General features: G+C 71.5%; 23 protein-coding genes and 1 pseudogene. 13 read left to right on the top strand and 11 right to left on the bottom strand.

Annotated elements, in window-relative coordinates:
• Positions 1–12 precede the first annotated feature (12 nt).
• Both ACH4F6_RS00590 and ACH4F6_RS00585 read right to left on the bottom strand, forming a co-directional pair.
• A complete protein-coding gene (locus ACH4F6_RS00590) occupies positions 13–936 on the bottom strand; it encodes an NADP-dependent oxidoreductase (RefSeq protein ID WP_397957601.1) in 924 nt (307 codons plus the stop codon).
• Between the two features lie 106 nt (positions 937–1,042).
• Positions 1,043–1,438 carry a MerR family transcriptional regulator gene (locus ACH4F6_RS00585; protein WP_189304622.1) on the bottom strand — a complete coding sequence of 132 codons (396 nt, stop codon included), beginning with the start codon at positions 1,436–1,438 and terminating at the stop codon, positions 1,043–1,045.
• Between the two features lie 155 nt (positions 1,439–1,593).
• On the opposite strand from ACH4F6_RS00585, the gene ACH4F6_RS00580 reads away from it, so the two are divergent.
• A complete protein-coding gene (locus tag ACH4F6_RS00580) occupies positions 1,594–2,037 on the top strand; it encodes a transposase (protein ID WP_397957600.1) in 444 nt (147 codons plus the stop codon).
• Here ACH4F6_RS00580 and ACH4F6_RS00575 read toward each other — a convergent pair.
• A complete protein-coding gene (locus ACH4F6_RS00575; RefSeq protein WP_397957599.1) occupies positions 1,938–2,507 on the bottom strand; it encodes an SMI1/KNR4 family protein in 570 nt (189 codons plus the stop codon). The two genes, ACH4F6_RS00580 and ACH4F6_RS00575, sit on opposite strands and share 100 nt — an antisense overlap.
• A gap of 443 nt (positions 2,508–2,950) precedes the next feature.
• Here ACH4F6_RS00575 and ACH4F6_RS00570 point away from each other — a divergent pair.
• The 9 genes and pseudogenes from ACH4F6_RS00570 to ACH4F6_RS00530 all read left to right on the top strand — a co-directional run.
• Positions 2,951–3,274: pseudogene (locus ACH4F6_RS00570) on the top strand (PQQ-binding-like beta-propeller repeat protein); the annotation flags it as partial.
• On the top strand, positions 3,211–3,342 hold the full coding sequence (locus ACH4F6_RS00565) for a hypothetical protein (protein ID WP_397957598.1): 132 nt from the start codon (positions 3,211–3,213) through the stop codon (positions 3,340–3,342). The pseudogene ACH4F6_RS00570 and the gene ACH4F6_RS00565, both read left to right, overlap by 64 nt.
• A gap of 176 nt (positions 3,343–3,518) precedes the next feature.
• Positions 3,519–4,232 carry a VOC family protein gene (locus ACH4F6_RS00560; protein ID WP_397957597.1) on the top strand — a complete coding sequence of 238 codons (714 nt, stop codon included), beginning with the start codon at positions 3,519–3,521 and terminating at the stop codon, positions 4,230–4,232.
• A gap of 383 nt (positions 4,233–4,615) precedes the next feature.
• Positions 4,616–5,893, top strand: coding sequence for an APC family permease (locus tag ACH4F6_RS00555; RefSeq protein ID WP_397958188.1), 1,278 nt, complete (start codon positions 4,616–4,618; stop codon positions 5,891–5,893).
• Positions 5,894–6,409: 516 nt separating this feature from the next.
• The gene (locus tag ACH4F6_RS00550) at positions 6,410–7,354 is read left to right on the top strand and encodes an alpha/beta hydrolase (RefSeq protein ID WP_397957596.1); all 945 of its coding nucleotides are present in this window, start codon (positions 6,410–6,412) and stop codon (positions 7,352–7,354) included.
• Complete coding sequence (locus tag ACH4F6_RS00545) at positions 7,351–7,917, top strand: hypothetical protein (RefSeq protein ID WP_397957595.1); 567 nt, start codon at positions 7,351–7,353, stop codon at positions 7,915–7,917. The genes ACH4F6_RS00550 and ACH4F6_RS00545 overlap by 4 nt, the downstream gene beginning before the upstream one ends.
• A gap of 160 nt (positions 7,918–8,077) precedes the next feature.
• Positions 8,078–8,278 (top strand): linaridin-like RiPP, encoded by a 201-nt coding sequence (locus tag ACH4F6_RS00540; RefSeq protein ID WP_397957594.1) that lies wholly within the window; start codon positions 8,078–8,080, stop codon positions 8,276–8,278.
• 194 nt (positions 8,279–8,472) lie between these two features.
• Positions 8,473–9,345, top strand: coding sequence for a hypothetical protein (locus ACH4F6_RS00535; protein WP_397957593.1), 873 nt, complete (start codon positions 8,473–8,475; stop codon positions 9,343–9,345).
• Between the two features lie 145 nt (positions 9,346–9,490).
• Positions 9,491–10,243, top strand: a complete 753-nt coding sequence (locus ACH4F6_RS00530) for a class I SAM-dependent methyltransferase (protein ID WP_397957592.1) — start codon at positions 9,491–9,493, stop codon at positions 10,241–10,243.
• Positions 10,244–10,314: 71 nt separating this feature from the next.
• On the opposite strand, the gene ACH4F6_RS00525 is transcribed toward ACH4F6_RS00530, so the two are convergent.
• The 3 genes from ACH4F6_RS00525 to ACH4F6_RS00515 form a co-directional block, all read right to left on the bottom strand.
• Complete coding sequence (locus ACH4F6_RS00525; RefSeq protein WP_397957591.1) at positions 10,315–10,932, bottom strand: SUKH-4 family immunity protein; 618 nt, start codon at positions 10,930–10,932, stop codon at positions 10,315–10,317.
• A gap of 450 nt (positions 10,933–11,382) precedes the next feature.
• Positions 11,383–12,579, bottom strand: a complete 1,197-nt coding sequence (locus ACH4F6_RS00520; protein WP_397957590.1) for a cytochrome P450 — start codon at positions 12,577–12,579, stop codon at positions 11,383–11,385.
• A gap of 487 nt (positions 12,580–13,066) precedes the next feature.
• On the bottom strand, positions 13,067–13,510 hold the full coding sequence (locus ACH4F6_RS00515; RefSeq protein ID WP_397957589.1) for an SDR family oxidoreductase: 444 nt from the start codon (positions 13,508–13,510) through the stop codon (positions 13,067–13,069).
• Positions 13,511–13,705: 195 nt separating this feature from the next.
• Between ACH4F6_RS00515 and ACH4F6_RS00510 the strand changes: the two genes are divergently transcribed.
• Positions 13,706–15,127: an MFS transporter gene (locus ACH4F6_RS00510; RefSeq protein ID WP_397957588.1), complete on the top strand. Its 1,422-nt coding sequence runs from the start codon at positions 13,706–13,708 to the stop codon at positions 15,125–15,127.
• A gap of 268 nt (positions 15,128–15,395) precedes the next feature.
• Positions 15,396–15,791, top strand: coding sequence for a hypothetical protein (locus ACH4F6_RS00505; protein ID WP_397957587.1), 396 nt, complete (start codon positions 15,396–15,398; stop codon positions 15,789–15,791).
• Positions 15,792–15,945: 154 nt separating this feature from the next.
• Here ACH4F6_RS00505 and ACH4F6_RS00500 read toward each other — a convergent pair whose 3' ends face one another.
• A complete protein-coding gene (locus ACH4F6_RS00500; protein ID WP_397957586.1) occupies positions 15,946–16,404 on the bottom strand; it encodes a hypothetical protein in 459 nt (152 codons plus the stop codon).
• A gap of 131 nt (positions 16,405–16,535) precedes the next feature.
• On the opposite strand from ACH4F6_RS00500, the gene ACH4F6_RS00495 reads away from it, so the two are divergent.
• Entirely contained in the window at positions 16,536–16,865 is a 330-nt protein-coding gene (locus ACH4F6_RS00495; protein WP_397957585.1) for a hypothetical protein, read from the top strand.
• An 80-nt stretch (positions 16,866–16,945) separates the two neighbouring features.
• Here ACH4F6_RS00495 and ACH4F6_RS00490 read toward each other — a convergent pair whose 3' ends face one another.
• The 4 genes from ACH4F6_RS00490 to ACH4F6_RS00475 form a co-directional block, all read right to left on the bottom strand.
• Entirely contained in the window at positions 16,946–17,443 is a 498-nt protein-coding gene (locus tag ACH4F6_RS00490; RefSeq protein WP_397957584.1) for a ricin-type beta-trefoil lectin domain protein, read from the bottom strand.
• Between the two features lie 5 nt (positions 17,444–17,448).
• Complete coding sequence (locus ACH4F6_RS00485) at positions 17,449–17,835, bottom strand: peptidase inhibitor family I36 protein (protein ID WP_397957583.1); 387 nt, start codon at positions 17,833–17,835, stop codon at positions 17,449–17,451.
• A gap of 17 nt (positions 17,836–17,852) precedes the next feature.
• A complete protein-coding gene (locus ACH4F6_RS00480; protein ID WP_397957582.1) occupies positions 17,853–18,236 on the bottom strand; it encodes a peptidase inhibitor family I36 protein in 384 nt (127 codons plus the stop codon).
• A gap of 191 nt (positions 18,237–18,427) precedes the next feature.
• Positions 18,428–20,473, bottom strand: coding sequence for an ATP-binding protein (locus tag ACH4F6_RS00475; RefSeq protein ID WP_397957581.1), 2,046 nt, complete (start codon positions 20,471–20,473; stop codon positions 18,428–18,430).
• Positions 20,474–20,509 lie beyond the last annotated feature (36 nt).

Below are 20,509 nucleotides of genomic sequence, written 5' to 3'. Positions count from 1 at the left end.
GCCGGGCACTTCTCATGCCGCCTTGATGACGACCTTGCCCGAGGCGTGACCGTTCTCGACGGTGGCGAGGGCGGCCGGGGCGTCGGAGAGCGGATGGACCGCGGTGATGACGGGTGCGAGGAGTCCGTCGAGGGCCAGCCGGGCCGACCGCTCCAGGTTCTCGCGGTCGACGCGACGCTCGACGAAACGCCCACCGAGATCGGGCACGGACATGTCACCCACGGCGATGACGTTGCGGGGATCCCGGGCCAGCGGGGCGACCGTCCGCAGCGAGGTGCCTCCGGCGAGGTCGACGATCCCGTCGAAGCCGTCCGGAACCAGTTCGCGTGCCGCGGCGGCGACGTCCTCGGCGGTGTAGTCGATGAACCGCACCCCGATGGCCTCGGCGTGCTCGCGTTTGGCGGTACTCCCGGTGCCGATCACATGCAGCTCGCGCCCGACGGCCAGCCGGGCGACGGCGAGGCCGACCCCGCCCCCGACTCCGTTGACCAGGACCGTGGCACCGGCCGGGAGGCCGAGCTGGTCGAGCACGTCCACCGCGGTCGTCCCGGCCACCGGCAGCGTCGCCGCCACGGTCGCGGACAGACCCTCCGGGACGCGCGCGGTGTTCGGCGCGGACAGCACCGTCGTCTCGGCGTAGGTGCCGCCACCGGTGAGCGCGAAGCCGAAGACCGCGTCACCCACCTCGAGCCCGTCGACGTCCTCGCCCCGGGCGAGAACGGTTCCGGCTGCCTCCATGCCCAGCACGCGGGGAAACGGACGCCCGCCGTCGAGCCCGTCGACCAGACCCGAGCGCAGAAGGTGGTCGAGGGGATTCACGCCGGCCACGTCGACCCGGATCAGCACCTCGCCGCGACCGGGGACGGGATCGGGACGCTCGAAGAACTCCTGCACCTCGGGCCCGCCGTACCTGCCGAAACCCCACGCCTGCCCCATCTTCCGCCGCCTCTCGTACGACCGACCCGGTGATTCCGGGCGTTGTCGCCATCCTCACCTCTGACATTGACGTGAGGGGCAACCAGCTGAGACGCAGATCACAGCATCAGGCCGACTGTGCCACCGGTTCCGGTGCCGTGGACAGCTCCGCCCGGTGTCGGCTGTTGGCCCTGATCAGCACGTCGAGCGCGTCCCGGGTCTCGATCAGGTGCGCGATGTCGGCGTCGATCCGGTCGCGCTCGCGCATCATCGCCGTGAACGTCTCCTCGGCGACGCCCAGGTCACCCGGGACGTCCACACACGGCAGCACAGTCGCGATCACCCTGCTGGACATACCCGCGTCGAACAGCTGTCGGATGAGTGACACGCGCTGGACCGCAGCATCGGAATAGTGACGCTGCCCCGCGTCGGAGCGTGAGCTGGTCAGCAGGCCCTGCTCTTCGTAGTACCGCAGTGAGCGCGGACTCACGCCCGTGCGCTTGGACAACTCGCCTATCCGCATCCCTGAGAGCCTACGCCCGCGTGCTCCAGGTTCAGACCGCCGTCGAGTCATGGACGCTCGCGGACACCCCCACGGCCGCAGGGCTGTCCTCCCGGTCCCACGACTGAGCACGTTCGTCCGTACACGCCTGAGCACTTTCCTCAGTACGCCGACTGGTGGCCCCGCCGATACAGGTCATACGCCCGCAGGGCGGCGGGCGGCGTCGGGCCGGGGACCGCGAGTGCCTGGCGGCAGTCATCTTCGTGGCCGCCTCGGGCTGCACCTGGCGGCAGCTGCCGCCGGTGTTCGGCCCGGCCCGGCCGACGGTCTGCCGGCGCTTCGCCCAGCGGAGCCGGGAGCGGGTCCGGGCCCGGCTGCACCGGGTCGTCCTCGGCGAGCCCGGTACCCGGCCGAGTTCCCTGCGGACAGGGGCCACGGCTACGACCACCTGCGCCGATGGCTCCGTGAGCGCGGAATCCGCCACCGTCGTCCGATCCGCTGACGACCTTTCCGGCGCGGCTCAGCAGGGCGTCACCTCGGGCTCAAAAACGCGCAGGCCCCAGGGTTCCAGGCTGTTGTCGCAGAGTTCAGCGAGGAACTGCACGGCCCCGCCCTCATAGTGCCACCAAGCACCGCCGCGGCCTGCCACGGTGACGACCCACTCCCGCGGGCTGTCTCCAGTGGTGCTCCACATGAACTTGTCACTCTCGTTCGACTCCGACCACGGCAGAAGGCCGCCCGGTGCGGGATAGGCCGACAGGCCGAGAGCGGGTTCCAGCCAGGCATCGGCAAGTACGTCCAGCATGCTCCGAAAGTCACGGTGCACGAGGTGTTCCTCACCCGGCTCGGGCAGGCTGACGAGAAGGTAGTCGCCGACGGCGAACGTCGGGTACCACTCGGCGAGGTGCTTGTAGTCGGAGGGCAGCGTGGTGCCCAGGCTTTCCTCGACCAGAGCCCAGTCGAGTGCCGCCGGCATCGACCGGCGGAAGCCGACCAGGTTCGGTAGGGCGCGCTCAAGCGCTGCAAGAGCCTCTGCAGGATCCGTGATGCGGCGCTCGGGCGTCTGTGTCTCGATGAGGGCATCCGTCATGGACGGCAGCCTGCCAGGCCCGTGTGACACTCCCCGTCAGTGGGCCCACCCCATCCGTGGGCAGGGGAGGCCGAGACGCCTTGACGGCACACCGACCTGACGGTGAAGAGCGGGGGACCGAGCGCCACGCCCGTCAGGGGACGCCCTCTGGCCGAGGCCGGCGGAGAGTTCCCCGTTCTCGGCCTCTTCGGCGGTCAGTTGCACGGTGCCGCGATGCGACACTTCGACCTTGTGGAACTTTTCGCCCTCGGATACGTCGGGCACGGCGATGCCGAAGTCGCAGGACCCGTACCCGGTCGACCCGCTGTCGCCGAGCCGGCCGGTGGCGATGACGTCTCCGGCGGCACCGTAGACGGTGACGGAGGCGCCTTCGCCGCTGTCGTTCCCGCCGCCCCCAGCGGCCCGCTCCGGCAGACACCGTCCCGCGCAGCGGGACCGCGCGCTGGCGGGCGTCCGTTCCGCACGCGGCAGGCGCCCCGGTCGTGGCCGACGGCGTCGTCCACCAGGGCACCCGCACCGGCCTGGTGGCGCTGGACGCGGGCAGCGGCCGGCAGTTGTGGGAACTGAAGCCCCGCCGTGGACGGTACGGTCTCACCCAGCCCGTGGCCGTCGGGGGAATCGTGTGCTTCGCCGGCCCCGGGCGGCTCCGGTGCTTCACGCCGTCCGCGGCGGACGGGACCCTGTACGTCTTCGCCCAGGGCGGGTGGCGCTGGACGCGGCGACGGGCGAGGAGCGCCGGCGGGTCGAGATCGACGCCTGTCCGGTGACCGCGGCCGCGGAGGGAACCGCGTACGTCCGGGCCGGAGAAGGCGCCCTGTACGCGATCCGTGCCTGAGCAGGGCACGAGCGGTGAAGCGGCGAGCGGGCTCGCACCTCCCCGCAGTCCGCACGCGGACCGCGGAAATACCCGGCTGCGACCAAGGCCGGCCGGCCCGTAGGATCCTCGTCCGCGGTGCTGACACGGCGCCCTGCGGACAGTGGACACCCGACGGACCGAGGATGCGTGGCGCAATGAGCAGCAGACTCTTCGCGATCTCCTTCGACGCGCACCAGCCCGAGCGCCTGGCGCGTTTCTGGTCCGGCGTCCTGGGCTCGGAGAGAATCGACGAGTGGGACGACGGCGTCGCCCTGCAGTCCGGGAACGACGCCGGCTACCTCCTCGGCTTCCGTCCCTCCCGGACGCGGAAGACCGCCCAGAACCGGCTGCACTTCGACCTGACCAGTTCCTCCTTGGATGACCAGCAGCAAACCGTGGCCAGGGCGCTCGGCCTCGGCGCGCAGCACGCCGACGTCGGCCAGGAACCGGACGCCGCCCATGTGGTGCTCGCCGACCCCGAGGGCAACGAGTTCTGTGTCCTCGAGCCGGGCAACGCCTTCCTCGCCGGCTGCGGCTTCATCGGCGCGCTCGCCTGCGACGGTTCGCGGGCCGTGGGCCACTTCTGGAGCCGGGCGCTGGGCTGGCCGCTGGTCTGGGACCAGGACGAGGAGACCGCCGTCCAGTCGCCGGACGGCGGCACGAAGATCACCTGGGGCGGTCCGCCGCTCATGCCGGACCCCGGCAAGGACCTGCACCTCGACCTCGCGCCGAACGGCGATCAGCAAGCGGAGGTCGAGCGCCTGCTCTCCCTCGGGGCGAAGCGCCTCGACTCCGCCCCCGGCGGGAACGGCGCGGTGCTGCTCGCCGACCCCGACGGCAACGAGTTCCGCGTGCTCACACGCCGGTGAAGCCGGAACCGGCGGTAACCGCGGCAGGCGGCCGCTGCCACGCGCCGCGCCACCGTCCGCGCCCTGACCTGTCCTTGGACGCCGTGCCGCCGTTCGGCGCCTGACCGGCCGCTCGTCGCCCGCGCTCAGCGCCCCTCCTCCCTCCGGCGGTCACCGGCGACTGCGGGAGGGGAGCCGCCGGCCCGTTCGTGACGTGCGGCCGGTGTGACGCGCCACATCCGTGCGGTGGCCGGTGGCCGGGCGTGCATCCCGCGGCAGGGGGGACACGAGGCGGTATGGCGAGAAGAGTCGGGAACAGGGTGTCGGCGCAGGCAGCGGCGGAGACGGGGGAACAGGCAGGGGCACGGGAGACAGCGGCGCTCAAGCGCGCGCTGACGACCCCGCTGCTGTACTTCTTCATCCTGGGCGACGTGCTCGGCGCCGGCGTGTACGTCCTGGTCGGCCAGGTCGCGGCCGACGCCGGGGGAGCGGTGTGGGTACCGCTGGTCGTCGCGCTGCTGCTGGCGCTGCTGACCGCCGCCTCCTACGCCGAGCTGGCGACGAAGTATCCGCGGGCGGGCGGAGCCTCCCACTACGCGACGCGCGCCTTCGGACCGTTCGCCGGATTCGTCGCGGGCTTCTGCATGCTGGCCGCCGGCATCGTCTCCGTGGCCGCGCTCGCCCGCGGCTTCGGCGGCGACTACCTGTCGGCCTTCGTGACACTGCCCGTGGGACTCGTGGCCGTGCTGTTCCTGGCCCTGCTCGCCCTGGTCAACGCGCGGGGCATCAAGGAGTCGACCCGCGCCAACGTCGTCGCCACCGTCATCGAGGTGGGCGGACTGGCCGTCATCGTCGTCCTCGGCGCGTGGCTGCTGCTGCGCGGCGACGGCGACGTGGGGCGGCTCACGCAGCTGGGCACTCCGCAGAAGGGGGCGGCGGCGGCCGTGCTGAGCGGCTCGGTACTGGCGTACTACTCCTTCGTCGGGTTCGAGACCTCGGTGAACGTCGCCGAGGAGACCCGCGACCCGCGGCGCTCCTACCCCCGCGCCCTGTTCGGCGCCCTCGCCACCGCCGGGGCCGTGTACGTGCTGGTGGGCATGGCCGCGTCCGCGGCGGTACCGACCGCCCGGCTGGCCGGGTCGAGCGGGCCGCTGCTGGAGGTCGTCGAGGAGGCGGGCGGCGTGCCGCCCCGCCTGTTCAGCGCCATCGCGCTCGTCGCCGTGGCCAACGGCGCGCTGCTCACCGGCATCATGTCCTCCCGCCTGGCCTACGGCATGGCGAAGGACGGCCTGCTGCCCGCCGCGCTGACCAAGGTGCTGCCGGGCCGCCGTACGCCGTGGGCCGCGATCGCGGTCACCACACTGCTGGCGATGCTCCTCGCGCTCACCGGCAGCGTCGCCACCCTGGCGTCCACCCTCGTCCTGCTGCTGCTGGTCGTCTTCCTCATGGTCAACACGGCGGTACTGGTACTGCGCCGGGATCCGGGCGAAGCCGACCACTTCCGGACCCCGACCGCACTGCCGGTCCTGGGCATCGCGTCCTGTGTCGTGCTCGCCACGCAGATCGAGGCCCAGGTGTGGCTGCGCGGACTGACGGTCGTGGCCGTCGGCACGGTGCTCGCCGCCCTCACCGCCGTGCGGCGGACCACGCAGGTGGACCGGGACGTGCGGGACGCCGGCTGAACGGGCGCCGCTCCCTCAGCCGGCCAGGACGACGCGGCCCGGCCTCGGACGCGTGACATCGCCCTGAAGAGCCCCCTGCCAGGGAGGCGACCGCCGTCCGGCTGAGGCGCCCGGCACCCGCTGGGGGCTCTTCCCTCACGGGCGGACTCCGCACCCGTCTCTTCCTGCTCCGGTTCGACCACATCGACGCCCTCACCGCGGCCGGCGGGTGTCGCCGACGCGGAACCGCTCAGGCCGCTCGTCGCCGTGCCTCGAAGCCGCGTCGGCGTGCCGCCGATGTCCGGGACGTCCTCCGGACACGACCCTGACCAGCCCGGACGACGCGGGACTGTCCGGGACGGCCGGCAGCCGTTGTTCCGGCCTGCCGACGGTCAGCAGTCTTGGGGATGCCCGGCCGGCGCGCCGTCACGGTGTCGCGCCGTGCCACGCCGGGCGAAGCGGTCATCCGGCCCGCACCCGGGCCGGAACCCGGGACCGGACGACACGTACCGGTACGCATGAGGAGAGGGGACGGGCATGCCGGCAGCGAGAACGATCTCCATCGAACGGAAATTCGCCATCGGTGTGGCGGCGTTGTGCGTCGGCAGCTGGGCGACCGGTGCGCGGACCCGGGCTCTCGGTGCTCGCCGGCGGACGGCGGCGTTCTCCACGATGTCTCGCGCCGACGGCCGCGTGGTCGAGGTCGACCACCGGCGTCCGCCGGACGCCGCATTCGGCGTGATCTTCTTCAACGGCCTGGGCCTTCCGCACGAACAGTGGGCCCGGGTGCGTGAGCACCTGCCCGGGAACGCGGCCTGCGTGGGCTACAACAGGCCGGGCCACGGGCTCAGCAGCCCGCTGCCCGGGGCCACCTTGGACGAGCAGTTCCGGATCGTCGACGAGCTGCGCGAGCGCTACCTCGCCGGCCTGCCGCTGGTGCTGGTGGGGCACTCGATCGGCGGCTACCTGGCCGCCGCGTACGCCGCGTCGCGGGGGGACGCGGCGTTGTCCCACGTGGTGATGGCGGATCCCACGAGCATCGCCGATCTGCGGGCCGGCGTCGGCAGGCCCTCCGACCGGTGGACGCGGCAGGTGCTGCTGATGGAATGCCTGTGGGCGGCCGTCGGGCTCAACGTCCTGCACCCGATGACGCCGGTCCGCGAGCTCTACGCCGAGGAGGTCAAGGAGAGCTTCACCGCGTTCCACGCCCGGCCACGCGTGTGGGCCACCGCGTACCGCGAGTACATGGCGGCGCGCGCCTACCCGCCCGTCGGGAAGCTGACCGTCCCGTTGCACGTGGTGACGGCGCTGAAGAGCACGCGCAGTGCCGCGAAGCACCGCATGTCGCAGGAACGGATGCTGGAGCTGTCGGATCTCTCCTGGCACCACGTGCGGGAGGACGCCGACCACATGGGGGTCGTCGCGGAGGAGACGCACGCGAAGACCCTCGCCGAGCTGATCGTCCCCGGGAACAGGGCGTGAACGGGCAGCGCGCCGTGTACGCGGCGGTGTCCACCGGGCTCGCGGCCTGGCTGGTCCGCACCGCCGCCGGCCAACTCCCCGACCGCAGGTTCGACCATCTGCTCGCGAGGGGCCCGCTGCGTTTCCTCCGGGCGCCCAACTGGAGGTTCTTCGGCCCCAATCCCGGCGTGTCGGACTCGCATCTGCTCTACCGGGACATCACCTGCGGCACGGCGGCCCCGTGGAGGGAGATCGTGGTGACCCCGGACCGGCCTTGGTACGCCCTGGCCTGGAACGCGGGCAACCGTGCCCCCAAGGTCCTCTTCGACGCGCTCCAGGTCATCACCGTCGTGGCCACCGAGTCGTCCGCGGACATGGACCGTATCGCCGCCACCCCCGGCTACCGGATCCTCGAGAACTACCTGACCGTCCGGATCCCCCACGAACCGGACGCCGACCACACGCAGTTCATGCTGTTGCGGGCCCATCCCGAGCACGGGCAACGGCACGCGGTGGAGCCCGTGTTCGCCTCCGAGCACATCCCGCTGCGGCCCCCGCGGCCGGCGGCCGCGACCGCACGGTAGACCGCGTCGGCCGAGAGTCCCGCCCTCATGCCGCCGGATCCACGGGTGAGAGCGGAACCCCCGGCCGACACGGGCGTAACGCCCCGCTGGGGAAGCAGTCACTGCTCTGTCGGAAAGACAGCCAAGAGATCCGCGTACGGATCACGAAGAAGGGGACCACATGTCTCTCGTAGCCCAGTTCGCCAACGAATCCCTGACCGACATCGCTCCGGGGTTGCTCTCGGACACCGACGCCGCCCGTCCGGACAGCCCGGCCGACCCCGTGATGGCCACCCCGATGATCGCCATCGAGGTCGGGATCTTCGCCCTGGAGCTGCTGGCGGCGAACGCCATGGCCTACCACGCCAGGGTCTACGGCTGACGTCCAGCGGCACACCGCCCAGCGCTTTCCCGGACCGAGCCGGCGTCCCCGGCGACGCGGCGTCGGTCCGGGGCAGCGGGGCGCGCGGCGCGCGGCGAAGCCGCACCGCGTCCCCGGCCCGCCCGGCGAACCGTCCCGGCCGGGGACAGGCGCCGTCCTGTCCCCGGCACCGTTTCCACCGGAAGGAGACTCCTGTGTTCCGTCGCCCGACCCGGGTGGCCTCGTCCCTCGCCTCGCCGCACCCGCCCACCGCGGTACGCCGCATCGCCTCCGCGGGCACGCTCGTCGCGGCGTTGGAGACACTCAGCCAGCACCGGCGGTTCGTACGGGGCGACCTGCTGGGAAGCCAGGTCGAGGCCTTCCGTCCGTGGCTCGCGAAGCGGTACCCCGCAGTGAACCGCGCACTGGCGTCCAGGGCGTTCCCCTACGCGGTCTACGGCACCCAGGCCGCCGTGTCGGCGGCCACCTTCCTGTGGCCCGGGAACCGGCCGCTGCGGGTGGCGGGCGGCGTGACGCTGGCCGCGCTGCAGAGCGCGCAGTCCGCCTTCATCCCGTTCGGCCGGGACGGCGCCGACCAGTTGCAGCACGTCATCAACGTCACGATGGCTTCCACCGGGCTGATCCGCGACCGCGAGCGGGCCGACGACCTCGCGATGCGGACGCTGGCGTTGGAGACCTCGCTGTCCTACGTCGCCTCCGGGGTGGTGAAGGCCGTCTCCCCGGTCTGGCTGAAGGGGGAAGCCGTCGCCGGGGTGATGCGCACGAAGAGCTACGGAGACCCGCGCGCGCACCGGCTCCTCACCCGCTACCCGGTGATCTCCAAGGCGTTGTCCTGGGGCACGATCGCCATCGAGTGCGGCTTCCCCCTCATCTACGTGCTCCCCAGACCCGCCGCCCGCGCCTACCTCGCCACGATGGCGGCGTTCCACCTCGGCATCGGCCAGTTCATGGGGCTCAACCGGTTCGTTCTCGCGTTCGGCGCCACTCATCCGGCGATCCACTACGTGCTCTCACAGCGCCGGCGCGAGCTGGCCGCCACGACGCCGACCGCCGCTCTTGCCGCATGAGCCGCGTGCGTGCGCCGTCCGCGCATCACCGTCGGCAGGGCCTGACACCGCCCGGGGCTTCCGCGCCCGCCCGCGCGGCCCAGCCCGCATCACCCCGGCACGCCGCGAGCCGCAGGCACGTCCCTTCCACAGAAACGGAGAACCCATGACGACCGCGGACATCGGCTACGGCGCGCAGTTCGAAGGCTGGTACGACCGCATCTTCCACAACGGCGCCGCCACCCGCGTCGTCGTCGACGCCGTGGCCGGGTTCCACCCGGACCCGGCCTGGGGCACCCTGGAGTTCGGCGTCGGCACCGGCCGGATCGCGCTGCCGCTGTCGCACCAGGTCGGCCCGGTCACCGGCGTGGACTCCTCGCCGGAGATGCTGGCGGCCCTCGAGAAGAAGGCCGGCGAGGGCGAGGTGACCGCCGAGCTCGGCGACATCCGGACCTACCGCGGCGACCGGCAGTACGGCCTCGTCTACTGCGTCTGCTCCACGCTCTCGCTGATCCTCGACCCCGAGGGGCAGCGGGAAACCGTCGCCCGCGCGGCCGAACACCTGCGGCCCGGTGGCAGGCTGTTGGTCGAGACGCACAACCGTCCCGGCATCGAGGCCCTGCACCAGGGCCTGGCGCGCACCACGGTGTTCGTGCCCTGCCCGGAGCCGGACACCGGCATCCAGATGCACGCCACGCTCCTGGGGGAGAACCGGATCTGGCAGGTGTCCACCCTGCTGTTCGAGGCGGACGGCACGCACCGCATCGGCACCGAGACCGCGCGCCTGCTCACGCCCGACGAGGTGGATGTCTACGCCGAGGACTCCGGGCTGCGGCCCGAGGGCCACTACAGTGACTGGCGGCGGACCGGTTATGTCCCGGCGGCCGGGGTGTTCGTCGCGTCCTACGTCAAGGCGTGAACCCGGGAGGCGGTCCGCCGCCGCCCGGGCCCGCGCCGGCCTCGGGGCGCGCGGGCGGCACCGGCCCGCGATCACCCGTAGAGCGAGCGGGCCCCCGGGCTGTCGCCCTCGAAGCGCTGGCCCATGGCGATCTCATCGCCCACCACCGACCAGACGGTCTCGTCGTCCTGGAAGGGGAGCGGGTCGATGCCGCTCGTCTCCTCACGGATGCGATCGACCTCGCCGTCCAGGCGCTCGAAGTCGGCCTCCTCGCCGGCCGCGTCGCCGCCGAAGGCGAACTCGTCGAGCAGGCGCTGGAACCGGAGGGTGACCCGGACGAGGGAGGAGACGTCCGTGTGGAGTTCCCGCACGGTCTCCTCGTCGGCGTCGAAGGCGAACACCTTGCCGGAACCGGGGTCGAGCGCGAGGTGGGCGTTGAGCAGCCAGCCGATCACGGGCCACTCGCCCGCGTCCCCCGAGGCGTCCTCGAAGTCCTCGGCGTCCACGACGTCCTGGACGAGGGGCAGCCGACCGGAGTCCTCGTCGGGCTCACGCAGATGGAGCGTTCCGGTGGGGACGCCGACGGTCCGCAGGAGGCGGGCGCCCTCGGTGTCCGCGGCGGAGGGCGGGAAGGCGGTGGCGGGCAGGGTCGCGAGCCGGTCCTCGCCGAAGACGTCGACGAGTTCGCTGCGGGTGACGTGGAAAAGCACTGCCGGAACTCCGAACTCCACGGCCGTGCGGGCGCCGTGGGACTCTCGGGGGATGGAGGCGGTCATCATGACAGCGTCGCGGATCGAGGCGCTTCCGGCGACTCCGATCCCGCCCCGCCCGCTCACCCGCCCTCTTGCGGGACCATCTTGTCGTCCGAGGGCGGAGTGTTCCCCATCGTTCGGCCGTGGCACCATGCACCGCTGGGAGGAAGCGGCGGACGCGAGGCATCGCGCGTCCCAGCCGCTTCTGTGGCTGCCACCCGCGGCTCACCCTGTCGGGGTGTGGACCGCGGAACTCCGAAACCGGACACCGGGTGCCCGTGGACCGATCACCGGGCCCGGCGAGAGCGGCGTGGCGCGGCCGTGGAGGAGAGGGCCGGTCGCCCGACCGCACCGACGATGTGGTGGTGTGCCCGGCGAAGGAGCCGTCCCCGGCTCCTTCGCCGTCGGTTACCGGGTGAAGCGCACGGGCAGGCTGCGCGGACCGTGGATCATCATTCCGGGCCGCCAGGTGAGGGCCGCCGGATGGATGTCCAGGGTCAGGTCGGCGCAGCGGTGCAGCAGGGTGCTGAAGGCGATGCGCGCCTCCAGGCGGGCCAGCGGCGCACCCAGGCAGTGATGGATGCCGTGGCCGAACGCCACATGGCCGCGGGCGTCGCGGGTGATGTCGAAGCGGTCGGGTGCGGGGAAACGCGCGGGATCGCGGTTGGCGTCGGCCAGGGCGACGAGGACGAGTTCGCCTCCGCCCGGGACGACCGTGTCACCGATGCCCACGGGTTCGGTGGTGAAGCGGAACGTGGGGGTCTCCAGGGGCCCCTCGTAGCGCAGCATCTCCTCGATCGCGTTGTCCATGAGGGAGGGATCCGCACGCAGGGCGGCCAGTTGTTCCGGGTGGGTCAGGAGGGCGAGGACACCGTTGGAGATGAGGTTCACGGTGGTCTCGTGGCCGGCCACGAGCAACAGCCAGGCCATGCCCAGGAGTTCCTCAGGGGACAGCCTGTCGCCGTCCTCCTCCGAGCTGTGGATCAGCGCGCTCATCAGGTCCTCGCCGGGCCGCTGACGCTTGCCCTCCACCAGCGTCACCATGTAGCGCGCCATCGAGGCCGCCGCGGCCTTGCGGACTTCGGGGTCGGCGGCCCCGAGGGCGTCGTTCGACCAGGTCCTGAAAGACTCCTGGTCCAGATCCGGCACGCCGAGCAGTTCGCAGATCACGGCGATCGGCAGCGGGAAGGACAGCGCCTCGACGAGGTCGGCACGCCCGTCGGGGGCGGCGAGCATCCGGTCCAGCAGCGCGTCGGTGATCTTCTGGATGCGCGGGGCGAGTTCCTCCACCCGGCGCGTGGTGAACTCCCGGGCGACCAGTTTGCGCAGCCGTGTGTGGTCCGGCGGATCGGCCCTCAGCATGTGCGGGCCGGAGGAGACGGCCCCCAGCGGCAGGTCGGGGGAGGCCTTGCTCCAGTCCTTCGAGAGCCTGGGGTCCGCGAGGGCGGCACGCCCGGCCTCGTATCCGACGACGAGCCAGGCCGACGCACCTCCTTCCGGCATCCGGATGCGGTGCACCGGCCCCTGGGCCCGTAACCGGGCGTACACGGGGTAGGGATCGCGGGTGAAGGACTCGCCGAGCGCGGCGAGGTCGATGATGTCCAAGGAGTGGTCACCTCGTTCGTGAGGACGGGCATCTGGTCGGGAGGGGACATCAGGTTCGCCGGTGCCTGCCGAGTGCCGCTCCGGGGCACGGTGCACGCCGTCACCAGCAGCGAGGTCCCGCCTCAGGATCGGCTCACGCTGCCGGCGGGGCGGCGGACCCCCGAGGCGAAGGCGAGAACGGGGCCGCACGCCAGGCCGACCTGCCGCGCACGGTCTTCGCCGTCCGCAAGGACAGCTGAACGTGGGTGCCGAGAACCGGGTTCTCGTGGAGCCCGACGGCCACACGTATGCTGCCCTCCGCTCCGGCGCAGGCGAGCACGTGCCCCTTCTCCACGCTCCGGGTCCACGCCCCGCCACGTGGCGTGGGCGGTGCGGCGGGCGCGGCCACGGACAGCGCCGCCGCCAGGGCCGGACGGATGCGACAGATCATGATTCCCCCCTGCTGTGAGTCGGATTGTACGAGAGGGCCACCGGAAGGCGACGCCCTTTATCGCGGGGCTACCAGGGCGATCCCCACCGCGTCGGTGTCGAAGGCCTGAAGGGCCGTGGGACCGTCGATCACTCCGTCTCCCAGGACGCCCGCGTTGTTCACCAGGACGCCGAGCCGGCCCTCGGCCGCGTCGATCGTCGCCGGCGCGCTGCTCACCGAAGCGTCGTCGGTCACGTCGAGCCGCACGAACCGTGCGCCGAGCGCCGCCGCCGGTCCCGGAGGCCAGCGGGTCAGCTGCCGGTGAAGTCCGCCGGCGTCGTGCGGGGCGGTCATGTGCACGAACCGCCCGTTGCGGACCTGGTGAACGGCGTGCTCGACGATCCCGAACGAGGCGCCGGTGGGAGGCACGCCGAGCCGTTCCTTCACCGGAGTGCCCGTGTTGACCAGACGCGCGGCCAGACGGTCACCCAGGGAGAACGCGCGCAGATCGCTGTCGGACACGAGGGCGACCCTTCTGTGGGGCGGCCCCGGATCGGAGCCGCGTTGTCTCAGTATGCGATATGTGCTTCCCGTTGAATAAGATGCCTGAGATCGTTTGCTGTATCCGTACCGTGTGCACGGTCTTCCGGTGAGAGGAGGGGTGCACGGGTCCGGGTCCTCGGTAACCGATCTCCACCTCGCGCGAAAGACCCAGCGATGCCCGCACCAGCCACCGGCTCAGTCTTGACACCCGCAAATCCGCGCTCCCGCGTCCTCATCGCCAGCCTCATTGGCACGACCATTGAGTTCTACGACTTCTACATCTACGCGACCGCCGCTGTCCTGGTCTTCCCCTCGCTCTTCTTCCCCAGCGGTGACCCGACCACGGCGCTGCTGTCGTCGTTCGCCGTCTTCGGCGCCGCCATGGTGGCCCGCCCCATCGGTGCCGTCTTCTTCGGGCACCTCGGCGACCGGCTCGGTCGCAAGAAGACGCTGGTGGTCTCGTTGCTGACCATGGGCATCGCCACGTTCCTCATCGGGGTCCTGCCCACCTATGCCCAGGCCGGCTGGATCGCCACCGCACTGCTGGTGGTGATGCGGCTCGCGCAGGGCTTCGCGCTCGGCGGCGAGTGGAGCGGTGCCGCCCTGGTCGCGACGGAGAACGCCCCCAGCGGCAAACGCGCCCTGTACGGCACGTTCCCGCAGCTGGGCGCCCCGCTGGGCTTCATCATCGGCAACGGCCTGTTCCTCGTCATCGGAGCGCTGCTGCCGTCCGCGGCGGGTGCCGACCCCACGCAGCCTTCCGAGGCCTTCGTCAGCTGGGGCTGGCGCATCCCCTTCCTGTTCTCCACCGTCATGGTCGCGATCGGCCTGTGGGTGCGCTCACGGCTGGTGGAGTCGGAGGTCTTCTCCAAGACCCGCCAGGCCGGGAAGGTGCGCAAGCTGCCCCTGGCCACCGTGGTGCGCAGCCACTGGAGGCAGCTGATCCTCGGCACCTTCTTCATGCTGGCGACGTACGTGCTCTTCTACCTGATGACGACGTTCTCCCTGAGCTACGGACGCACCGCGAAGGACGCCCCCGTGCCCGGTCTGGGCTACAGCTACACCACGTTCGTCCTGATGATGATCTTCGGGGTGCTGTTCTTCGCCCTGTTCACCCTCGTCTCCGGTCCTCTCGCCGACAAGTACGGACGGCGCACCACCCTGATCTGGATCACTGCCGCCATCGTGGTCTTCGGACTGGTCTGGGTGCCCCTCATCAACCTGGGCACACTCGGCGTGGTGCTGTGGCTCGTGCTCGGCTTCACCCTCATGGGCATGACGTTCGGGCCGATGGGCGCACTGCTGCCCGAGCTCTTCCCCACCAGCGTGCGCTACACGGGATCCGGCGTCTCGTACAACGTCAGCTCCATCCTCGGCGCGGCCGTCGCCCCCTTCATCGCCGTCGCGCTGTGGGAGACCGGTGACGGCTCGCCGTGGCTGGTCGGCGTCTACCTCTCCGCCATGGCCGTACTGACGCTGATCGCCCTTCTCCTCGGCAAGGAGACCAAGGACGTCTCCCTGGACGACGGCGAAGCCACCTCCGACGACGAGGACACCCTCGACCCCGGCCACCACGCCGTACTCGAACGCCCCTGACCGCCCCGACCGGTGACCGAGCAGCCGAGTCGTCACGGTTCGACGACTCGGCTGTTCGGCTGCCCGCCTGTGTCGGCCCGACCGCCCGCGGCTCCCGCTTCCGGCCACGTCACACCACCGCCCGAGAAGCGCGGTGACGTGGGCGGCGACGCACTCGGCCGGCGCCCGAGTCGGCATGGCGGTCGCAGGGATCGTCGCCGAGTCGTCCACGTGCCGGGCCGAACGGTCGACCGCACGGCCGGCGCCTACCGGGACGAGGCCAGGACAGGTGCCCGCGACGCCCGCGCAGGCCACCGCCGCGGAGTGCACCAACGGGGCCAACGGCTTCACCGGCATCCCGTACGACAAGAACGGCAGCACGGTGCACTCCGTCGACATCGGCTCCGGGGTCACGGTCAAGCTCCAGCAGGGGTACATCAACGGCAGCAACCACGGGTGGGCCCGCATCGACGGTTCGACCTGGGCGGGCGACCGGGTCTGGATGGACTGGACCTGGGACAACGGGGCGCACTGGATCCAGTGCGGTCCCTTCACCGTCCAGTCGAACGGCAGTCCCAGCACCAGCGCGGCGAAGGTGACCAGCCCGAGCACCAGCTACCGCTTCCGGGCCTGCGGACGCCTCCTCGGGGAGAGCAGCGTCTCCTGCTGCACCCCGTGGTGGTGATTCCGTGACTCCCGCCCGGGACCGGCGACCGCGCCGGCCCCGGGCGTCTTCGCGCCTCCCTGCCCGGAGGCCGGCGCCCGGGCTCGGGAGGCCGCCGCGTCAGCGCGACGTCATCGCTGCCGCCCGCGGCGACGACGTCGCGAGCAGCGCGGGGTCACCGCCTGTCGGCGTTCCTCCGCAGGGTGGACTTGCGGGCCGGCCGGCGGATGATGTCGTCGTCGCCCGGCTCCCGAGGCACGTAGAAGAAGCCGTCGACCGTGTCCGGGTCGTAGTGCACCACGGCGTTCTTCTCCTCGAGCATCAGGCGCCAGGAGTGAAGCCGCTTGGCCCGGTCCTCGTCGAGGGACATGCCGGCCCGGCGTCGTGCCTCGGCCCTGAGCATGGCGATCTGATACCGCTGGCGGTGCTCGAGGTTCACGGCCCAGGGGATGAGATCGTCGTCCCGCACGATGCGACGGTCGAGTCCCCTGCGTCGGCGGAAGTTGCCCCACATCGATGACACCGTCTCGATGTTGTACTTCCGCTTGTACTCATCGATCATCTCCTTGTAGGTCCAGCCCTCCTCGAACCACCTGATGACCTCGCCCTCGTCCACGATCTTGCGCTTCGGCACGCGTACCCTCTCGGATTCCGCTTCTTGTTCGCATGATCTTATGGGATGCACTTGCACTCGCCGGTTCGTGCGCTGTCAGCCTTGCACAGCGAGAGCGCGAAGGCGTTGCCCCGGGACCACAGGGGAGTGGGATGAAGGTCGAGATCACCGCCTGCGACATCGACCGCCGGACTCCGGCGAAGTCGTACGAGATCACGGTGGACGGCGGGAGGACGGTCACGGTGGACCTGTGTCGGGCACATGCCGCGCCGCTCGAAGAAATCGTCGCGAGCGCCGTGAAGGGGCAGGACGCGGCGAGCGCGGCGAGCGCGGGCGTCACGACCGGCGCTGAACGGGCAGGGGCCGTGACGCCGCCTGTTCTTCCGTCGCCGTCCGAGGACCCGGCCAGGAAGCCGAGGACCCGGCGCCGGGTACGGGTGACCACGCTCGAAGAGATCGAAGCGATGAAGAAGAGGACCTGAGAACGGCCGGCAGGCCCGCCGCTTCCGGCGGGCCGCCCGCATGCGGGTTCGGTGTTCGTTGCCGCGGGCCGGGCAGCGGCCTACTGCCAGTTCCACACCCACTGGTACTTGGCGGCGGCGTCGACGGCGCCGGGGACGGCCATGCCGACCGTTCCGTCGGCCCAGCCGACGAGCACCTTGCCCGGGTCCGCTCGGTTGACGATGCCGACCTTGGTGCCGGGGAGACGCTCCCACAACTGCCCCGGATCGGTGGTGTTGCACTTCGACAGGTACAGCCGGGTGCCGTTGGTGTCGAGGCACGAGTCGCTCTGGTAGCCGTTGCGCAGCCAGCCGTCCGTGCTCAGGTGCCACGAATTGAAGTCGGTGACCTTGCAGGTGACCTGCGTGACCGGTTTGGTCCCGGCGACGGCCGTGTTGACGCCGAGGCAGGCCTTCGTGTGCGGGTTCTCCAGGCTGACCCAGGCACCGGATTCCGCATGCGCCTGCGGGGCGAGGGCCAGGGCCAGGGCGACGGCGGACAGGGCGCCGAGAGCGCGGGCCGCGGGACGGGCCGAGTGGGACCGGATGCGTGTGCTCATCGGCGTCAGCAGAACTTTCCGGGCCGGAAGCTGGAGAGGCCGTCGTTGTAGTACGGGTTGACGACGCCGACCGAGCCACCCGGCGGAACGGACTCGAAGCAGCTCTGGTAGTCCTCGACGAGGTAGAGGGAGACCCAGTTGTCGGTGCGGTTCCAGTACGACGTGGTCCGGTCGTCCATGTCGCCGAGGTCGGGCTGGGGCTTGCTCGAGTACGCGAACATCCCCTCGTAGCTGGAGTGCTGCCAGATGCAGAACTCCCCGTCCGGGCACTGGCTGTAGTGCGCGGCGGCCGGCGTGCCGGTGACGGCGGTCAGGGCGAACGCCGCGCCCAGGGTGAAGGTGCCGACGGCCAGCGACCGCAGCCACGTCGTTGTCCTCTGCGTCTTGTTCATGACGGTCACAGGCCCCTTCAGCACCACTTGCCGACGGCGAACGAGGTCATGCGGTCGTTGAACTCCGGATCGACGGCCGCGTCCGAACCGCCGGGCGGGATGGCGAAGAGGCAGCCGCGGTACCCCGAGTCGTAGTAGACGGTGATCCAGTCACCGGTGCGGTTCCAGTAGGACGTCATCGAGTCGTTCATCTGCCGGCCGACATTGGAGACGTTCTGGCCCGCGGGGGAGACGAGGTAGTTGCCGCCGTAGCTGGAGTGCTGCCACGCGCAGAACGAGTTCGACAGGCAGTCGCTGCTGTCGGCGGCCGCGGGCTGGACGCCGAGGGCGGTGATCGCGACGGTGGCCAGGGCGGCGGCCCCGGCCGTGGGCAGTGCTCTGACGAGACGATGGCCGCGCATGGAGTTCCCTTCCGTGGGGCCCGGATGTTCGGTGACCCGGGCTCATGCAGCAGAGCATGTCCGCGACGGCTGCTCACCCGACAGGCCGTTCGGTGCTCACCCGTGCTCAGTCCCGATCACGCGGTCCCACGGGGCCCGGCGGACGCCGGCGGCGCCGGGGCGCCGCCCGACTCGCGGGAACGGGGGTGCGTCTACCGGGGGTTGCCGCCGAGTTCCCAGTGCCACAACAGCTCGCACAGCCGTCTGTGTCCTTCGGCGAGGTGCCGGCGGTAGGTGCTGTACGGGAGCTCCAGCCGTGCCGCGGCCGCCTCCTGGGTGGACGCCCGGCTCAGGTAGGTGGCGGCGAGGGCCCGGTACTGCTTGCCCGACCTGGGGTCCCGCTTCAGCTCCTCCATGGCGCTCACCAGGGTGCTCCGCAGCCCCTCCGCCGGGTCCGGCTGAGCCGCCCAGCCGAACCGGGCGGACAGCCGGCTGGAGAGCAGGGCGCTGCCGTGCAGGGCGTCGAGCCGGTGCAGATCCCGCAACGCCTGACGTACGGCCGTGTCGAACTCCGTTTTCAGCAGTGCCTTCTGCGACGCCTCGTCCCGCTCCGGCGCGGCCGGGGCCTCGGCGAGGGCTCCCGGCTGGGTGCGGTCGAACCAGATCTCCAGGGGCGTCACCCGCCAGTCGCAGGCGAACGTGGTGAAGGTGCGCTCCTGCTCCCACGGCGTACGGAACATCTCCTCGTGCCCGAGGTGGTGCATCAACGGTCCCCACAGCTCGGCGTCCGGGGTGGTGATGAACGACCAGGCCAGACCGCGGGAGCGGATCCAGTCACTGCAGATGCGCAGTTGCATCAGGTGCCCGACGCTCGATATCTGTCCGTAGGCCCCGGGGTAGATCATGAAACGGCTCATCAGCATGTGCTGGTCGGCCAGCAGCGGCCCCCGCTGTGCGACGTGGGCCCACGCCTGCGTGACGACCGGGTCCAGGGTGATGCCCACCTGCGGGTCGGTCAGCCGCAACCAGAGCATGAAGGCGACGAGTTCGCCCGTCTGGGCGCTGCGGTACATGCGGAACGCGCCGGGCTGTTCCTGGAGCCAGAAACGGACGATGTCGGCGGAGCGCGGCCCCTCGGTCTCCAGGGTCATCCGGACCGCCTGCTCGTGGTCCGCCGGCCGCAGGACGTCCTCGTAGGCGTCCCCTTCGCGGTCGATCCTCTTGAAGTACGTCCCCATCGGACCGTACCGCTTGAGGTAGGTGAGGGCGCGGATCGCGCCCATCGCCTCGGGCTCGGACGCGGTCCTGGCCCGCTGGAGCAGGTAGTGGCCGGTGCGGACGTGCATCTGCTCGTAACCGTCCGGATCACGCCAGCGGAAGTCGTGGTCCAGGACCTCGCTCACCAGCTCGTGCAGGAACAGGCCCTGCCGTCCGTACTCGGCGAACGGCAACGAGCGCAGCCACGCGAACATCTCGCCGGCCCGGTCCTCCCCGATCACCTCGCCCAGCAGGGTCTCGGTCGTCGTCAGGGCATGGGCGGCGGTCTCCAGGGCCAGCCGGTGGTCGCGCGAGGGCAGCTCTCCCACGAGCGCGGAGAGCAGCGAGGCGATCACGTCGGGGCCCGGGAACCACTCGGAGGCGTCCGCGGCGCCGGCCAGCGCCACCGAGGCCGCCAGGCTCAACGCGAGCGGATGACCGCCCGCGAAGGCCAGGACCGCCTCGCGCTGGGCCGGAGCCATTCCGCGCCGCTCCAGCAGGGCGGCGGCCGTGGGCGGGTCCAGCACGCCGAGCGGGAGCACCTCCAGCAGGTCGTGCCAGGCCAGGTCGCACAGCCACTCGGCGCTCGGCGGTCGCCGTCCGGCCACGACGACGACGGCGTCCTCGCGCAGACCGGGCAGGAAACGGTCCCGGAGCCATCCCTCCAGTCCCTGGCACTGTTCGAACCCGTCGATGAACAGGACGACGCCCCGGCCCGTGACGGCTTCGGCCGCCTCGGCCTCGAACCCGGCCGGGGACGGGGTCACCCGGCGGCCGTCCACCCACACGATCCGGCGGCCGGCCTGCCGCGCCTCGTCCTCTAACCGGCGCAGCAGCGTCGACTTGCCGACACCGCCGGGGCCGTGGACGTAGAGGACCGGGCCCACCCCCTGGGTGCCGTCGAGGGCGGCGCGGAAACGGTCCACCTCCACGGACCGTCCCACGAACGTCTTGCTCCGCGCGGCCCGCAGACGGTTCGCCATGTTTCCCGAGTCAGTCATCACGCAGGCATTTTAGGAATCCCGGGGCCCGGCCCC

It is taken from the genome of Streptomyces sp. NPDC017936 (genome assembly GCF_044328485.1).
Lineage (GTDB): Bacteria > Actinomycetota > Actinomycetes > Streptomycetales > Streptomycetaceae > Streptomyces.
The sequence above is the reverse complement of the archived record's forward strand: the minus strand, read 5'-3'. Positions and strand labels throughout refer to the sequence as shown.

What these genes read in the sequence shown, in the direction of transcription:
- ACH4F6_RS00590 (WP_397957601.1), bottom strand. Translation starts at nt 936, where the DNA reads ATGGGGCAGGCGTGGGGTTTCGGCAGGTACGGCGGGCCCGAGGTGCAG.
- ACH4F6_RS00585 (WP_189304622.1), bottom strand. Translation starts at nt 1,438, where the DNA reads ATGCGGATAGGCGAGTTGTCCAAGCGCACGGGCGTGAGTCCGCGCTCA.
- ACH4F6_RS00575 (WP_397957599.1), bottom strand. Translation starts at nt 2,507, where the DNA reads ATGACGGATGCCCTCATCGAGACACAGACGCCCGAGCGCCGCATCACG.
- ACH4F6_RS00560 (WP_397957597.1), top strand. Translation starts at nt 3,519, where the DNA reads ATGAGCAGCAGACTCTTCGCGATCTCCTTCGACGCGCACCAGCCCGAG.
- ACH4F6_RS00550 (WP_397957596.1), top strand. Translation starts at nt 6,410, where the DNA reads ATGCCGGCAGCGAGAACGATCTCCATCGAACGGAAATTCGCCATCGGT.
- ACH4F6_RS00540 (WP_397957594.1), top strand. Translation starts at nt 8,078, where the DNA reads ATGTCTCTCGTAGCCCAGTTCGCCAACGAATCCCTGACCGACATCGCT.
- ACH4F6_RS00530 (WP_397957592.1), top strand. Translation starts at nt 9,491, where the DNA reads ATGACGACCGCGGACATCGGCTACGGCGCGCAGTTCGAAGGCTGGTAC.
- ACH4F6_RS00510 (WP_397957588.1), top strand. Translation starts at nt 13,706, where the DNA reads ATGCCCGCACCAGCCACCGGCTCAGTCTTGACACCCGCAAATCCGCGC.
- ACH4F6_RS00495 (WP_397957585.1), top strand. Translation starts at nt 16,536, where the DNA reads ATGAAGGTCGAGATCACCGCCTGCGACATCGACCGCCGGACTCCGGCG.
- ACH4F6_RS00490 (WP_397957584.1), bottom strand. Translation starts at nt 17,443, where the DNA reads ATGAGCACACGCATCCGGTCCCACTCGGCCCGTCCCGCGGCCCGCGCT.
- ACH4F6_RS00485 (WP_397957583.1), bottom strand. Translation starts at nt 17,835, where the DNA reads ATGAACAAGACGCAGAGGACAACGACGTGGCTGCGGTCGCTGGCCGTC.
- ACH4F6_RS00480 (WP_397957582.1), bottom strand. Translation starts at nt 18,236, where the DNA reads ATGCGCGGCCATCGTCTCGTCAGAGCACTGCCCACGGCCGGGGCCGCC.
- ACH4F6_RS00475 (WP_397957581.1), bottom strand. Translation starts at nt 20,473, where the DNA reads ATGACTGACTCGGGAAACATGGCGAACCGTCTGCGGGCCGCGCGGAGC.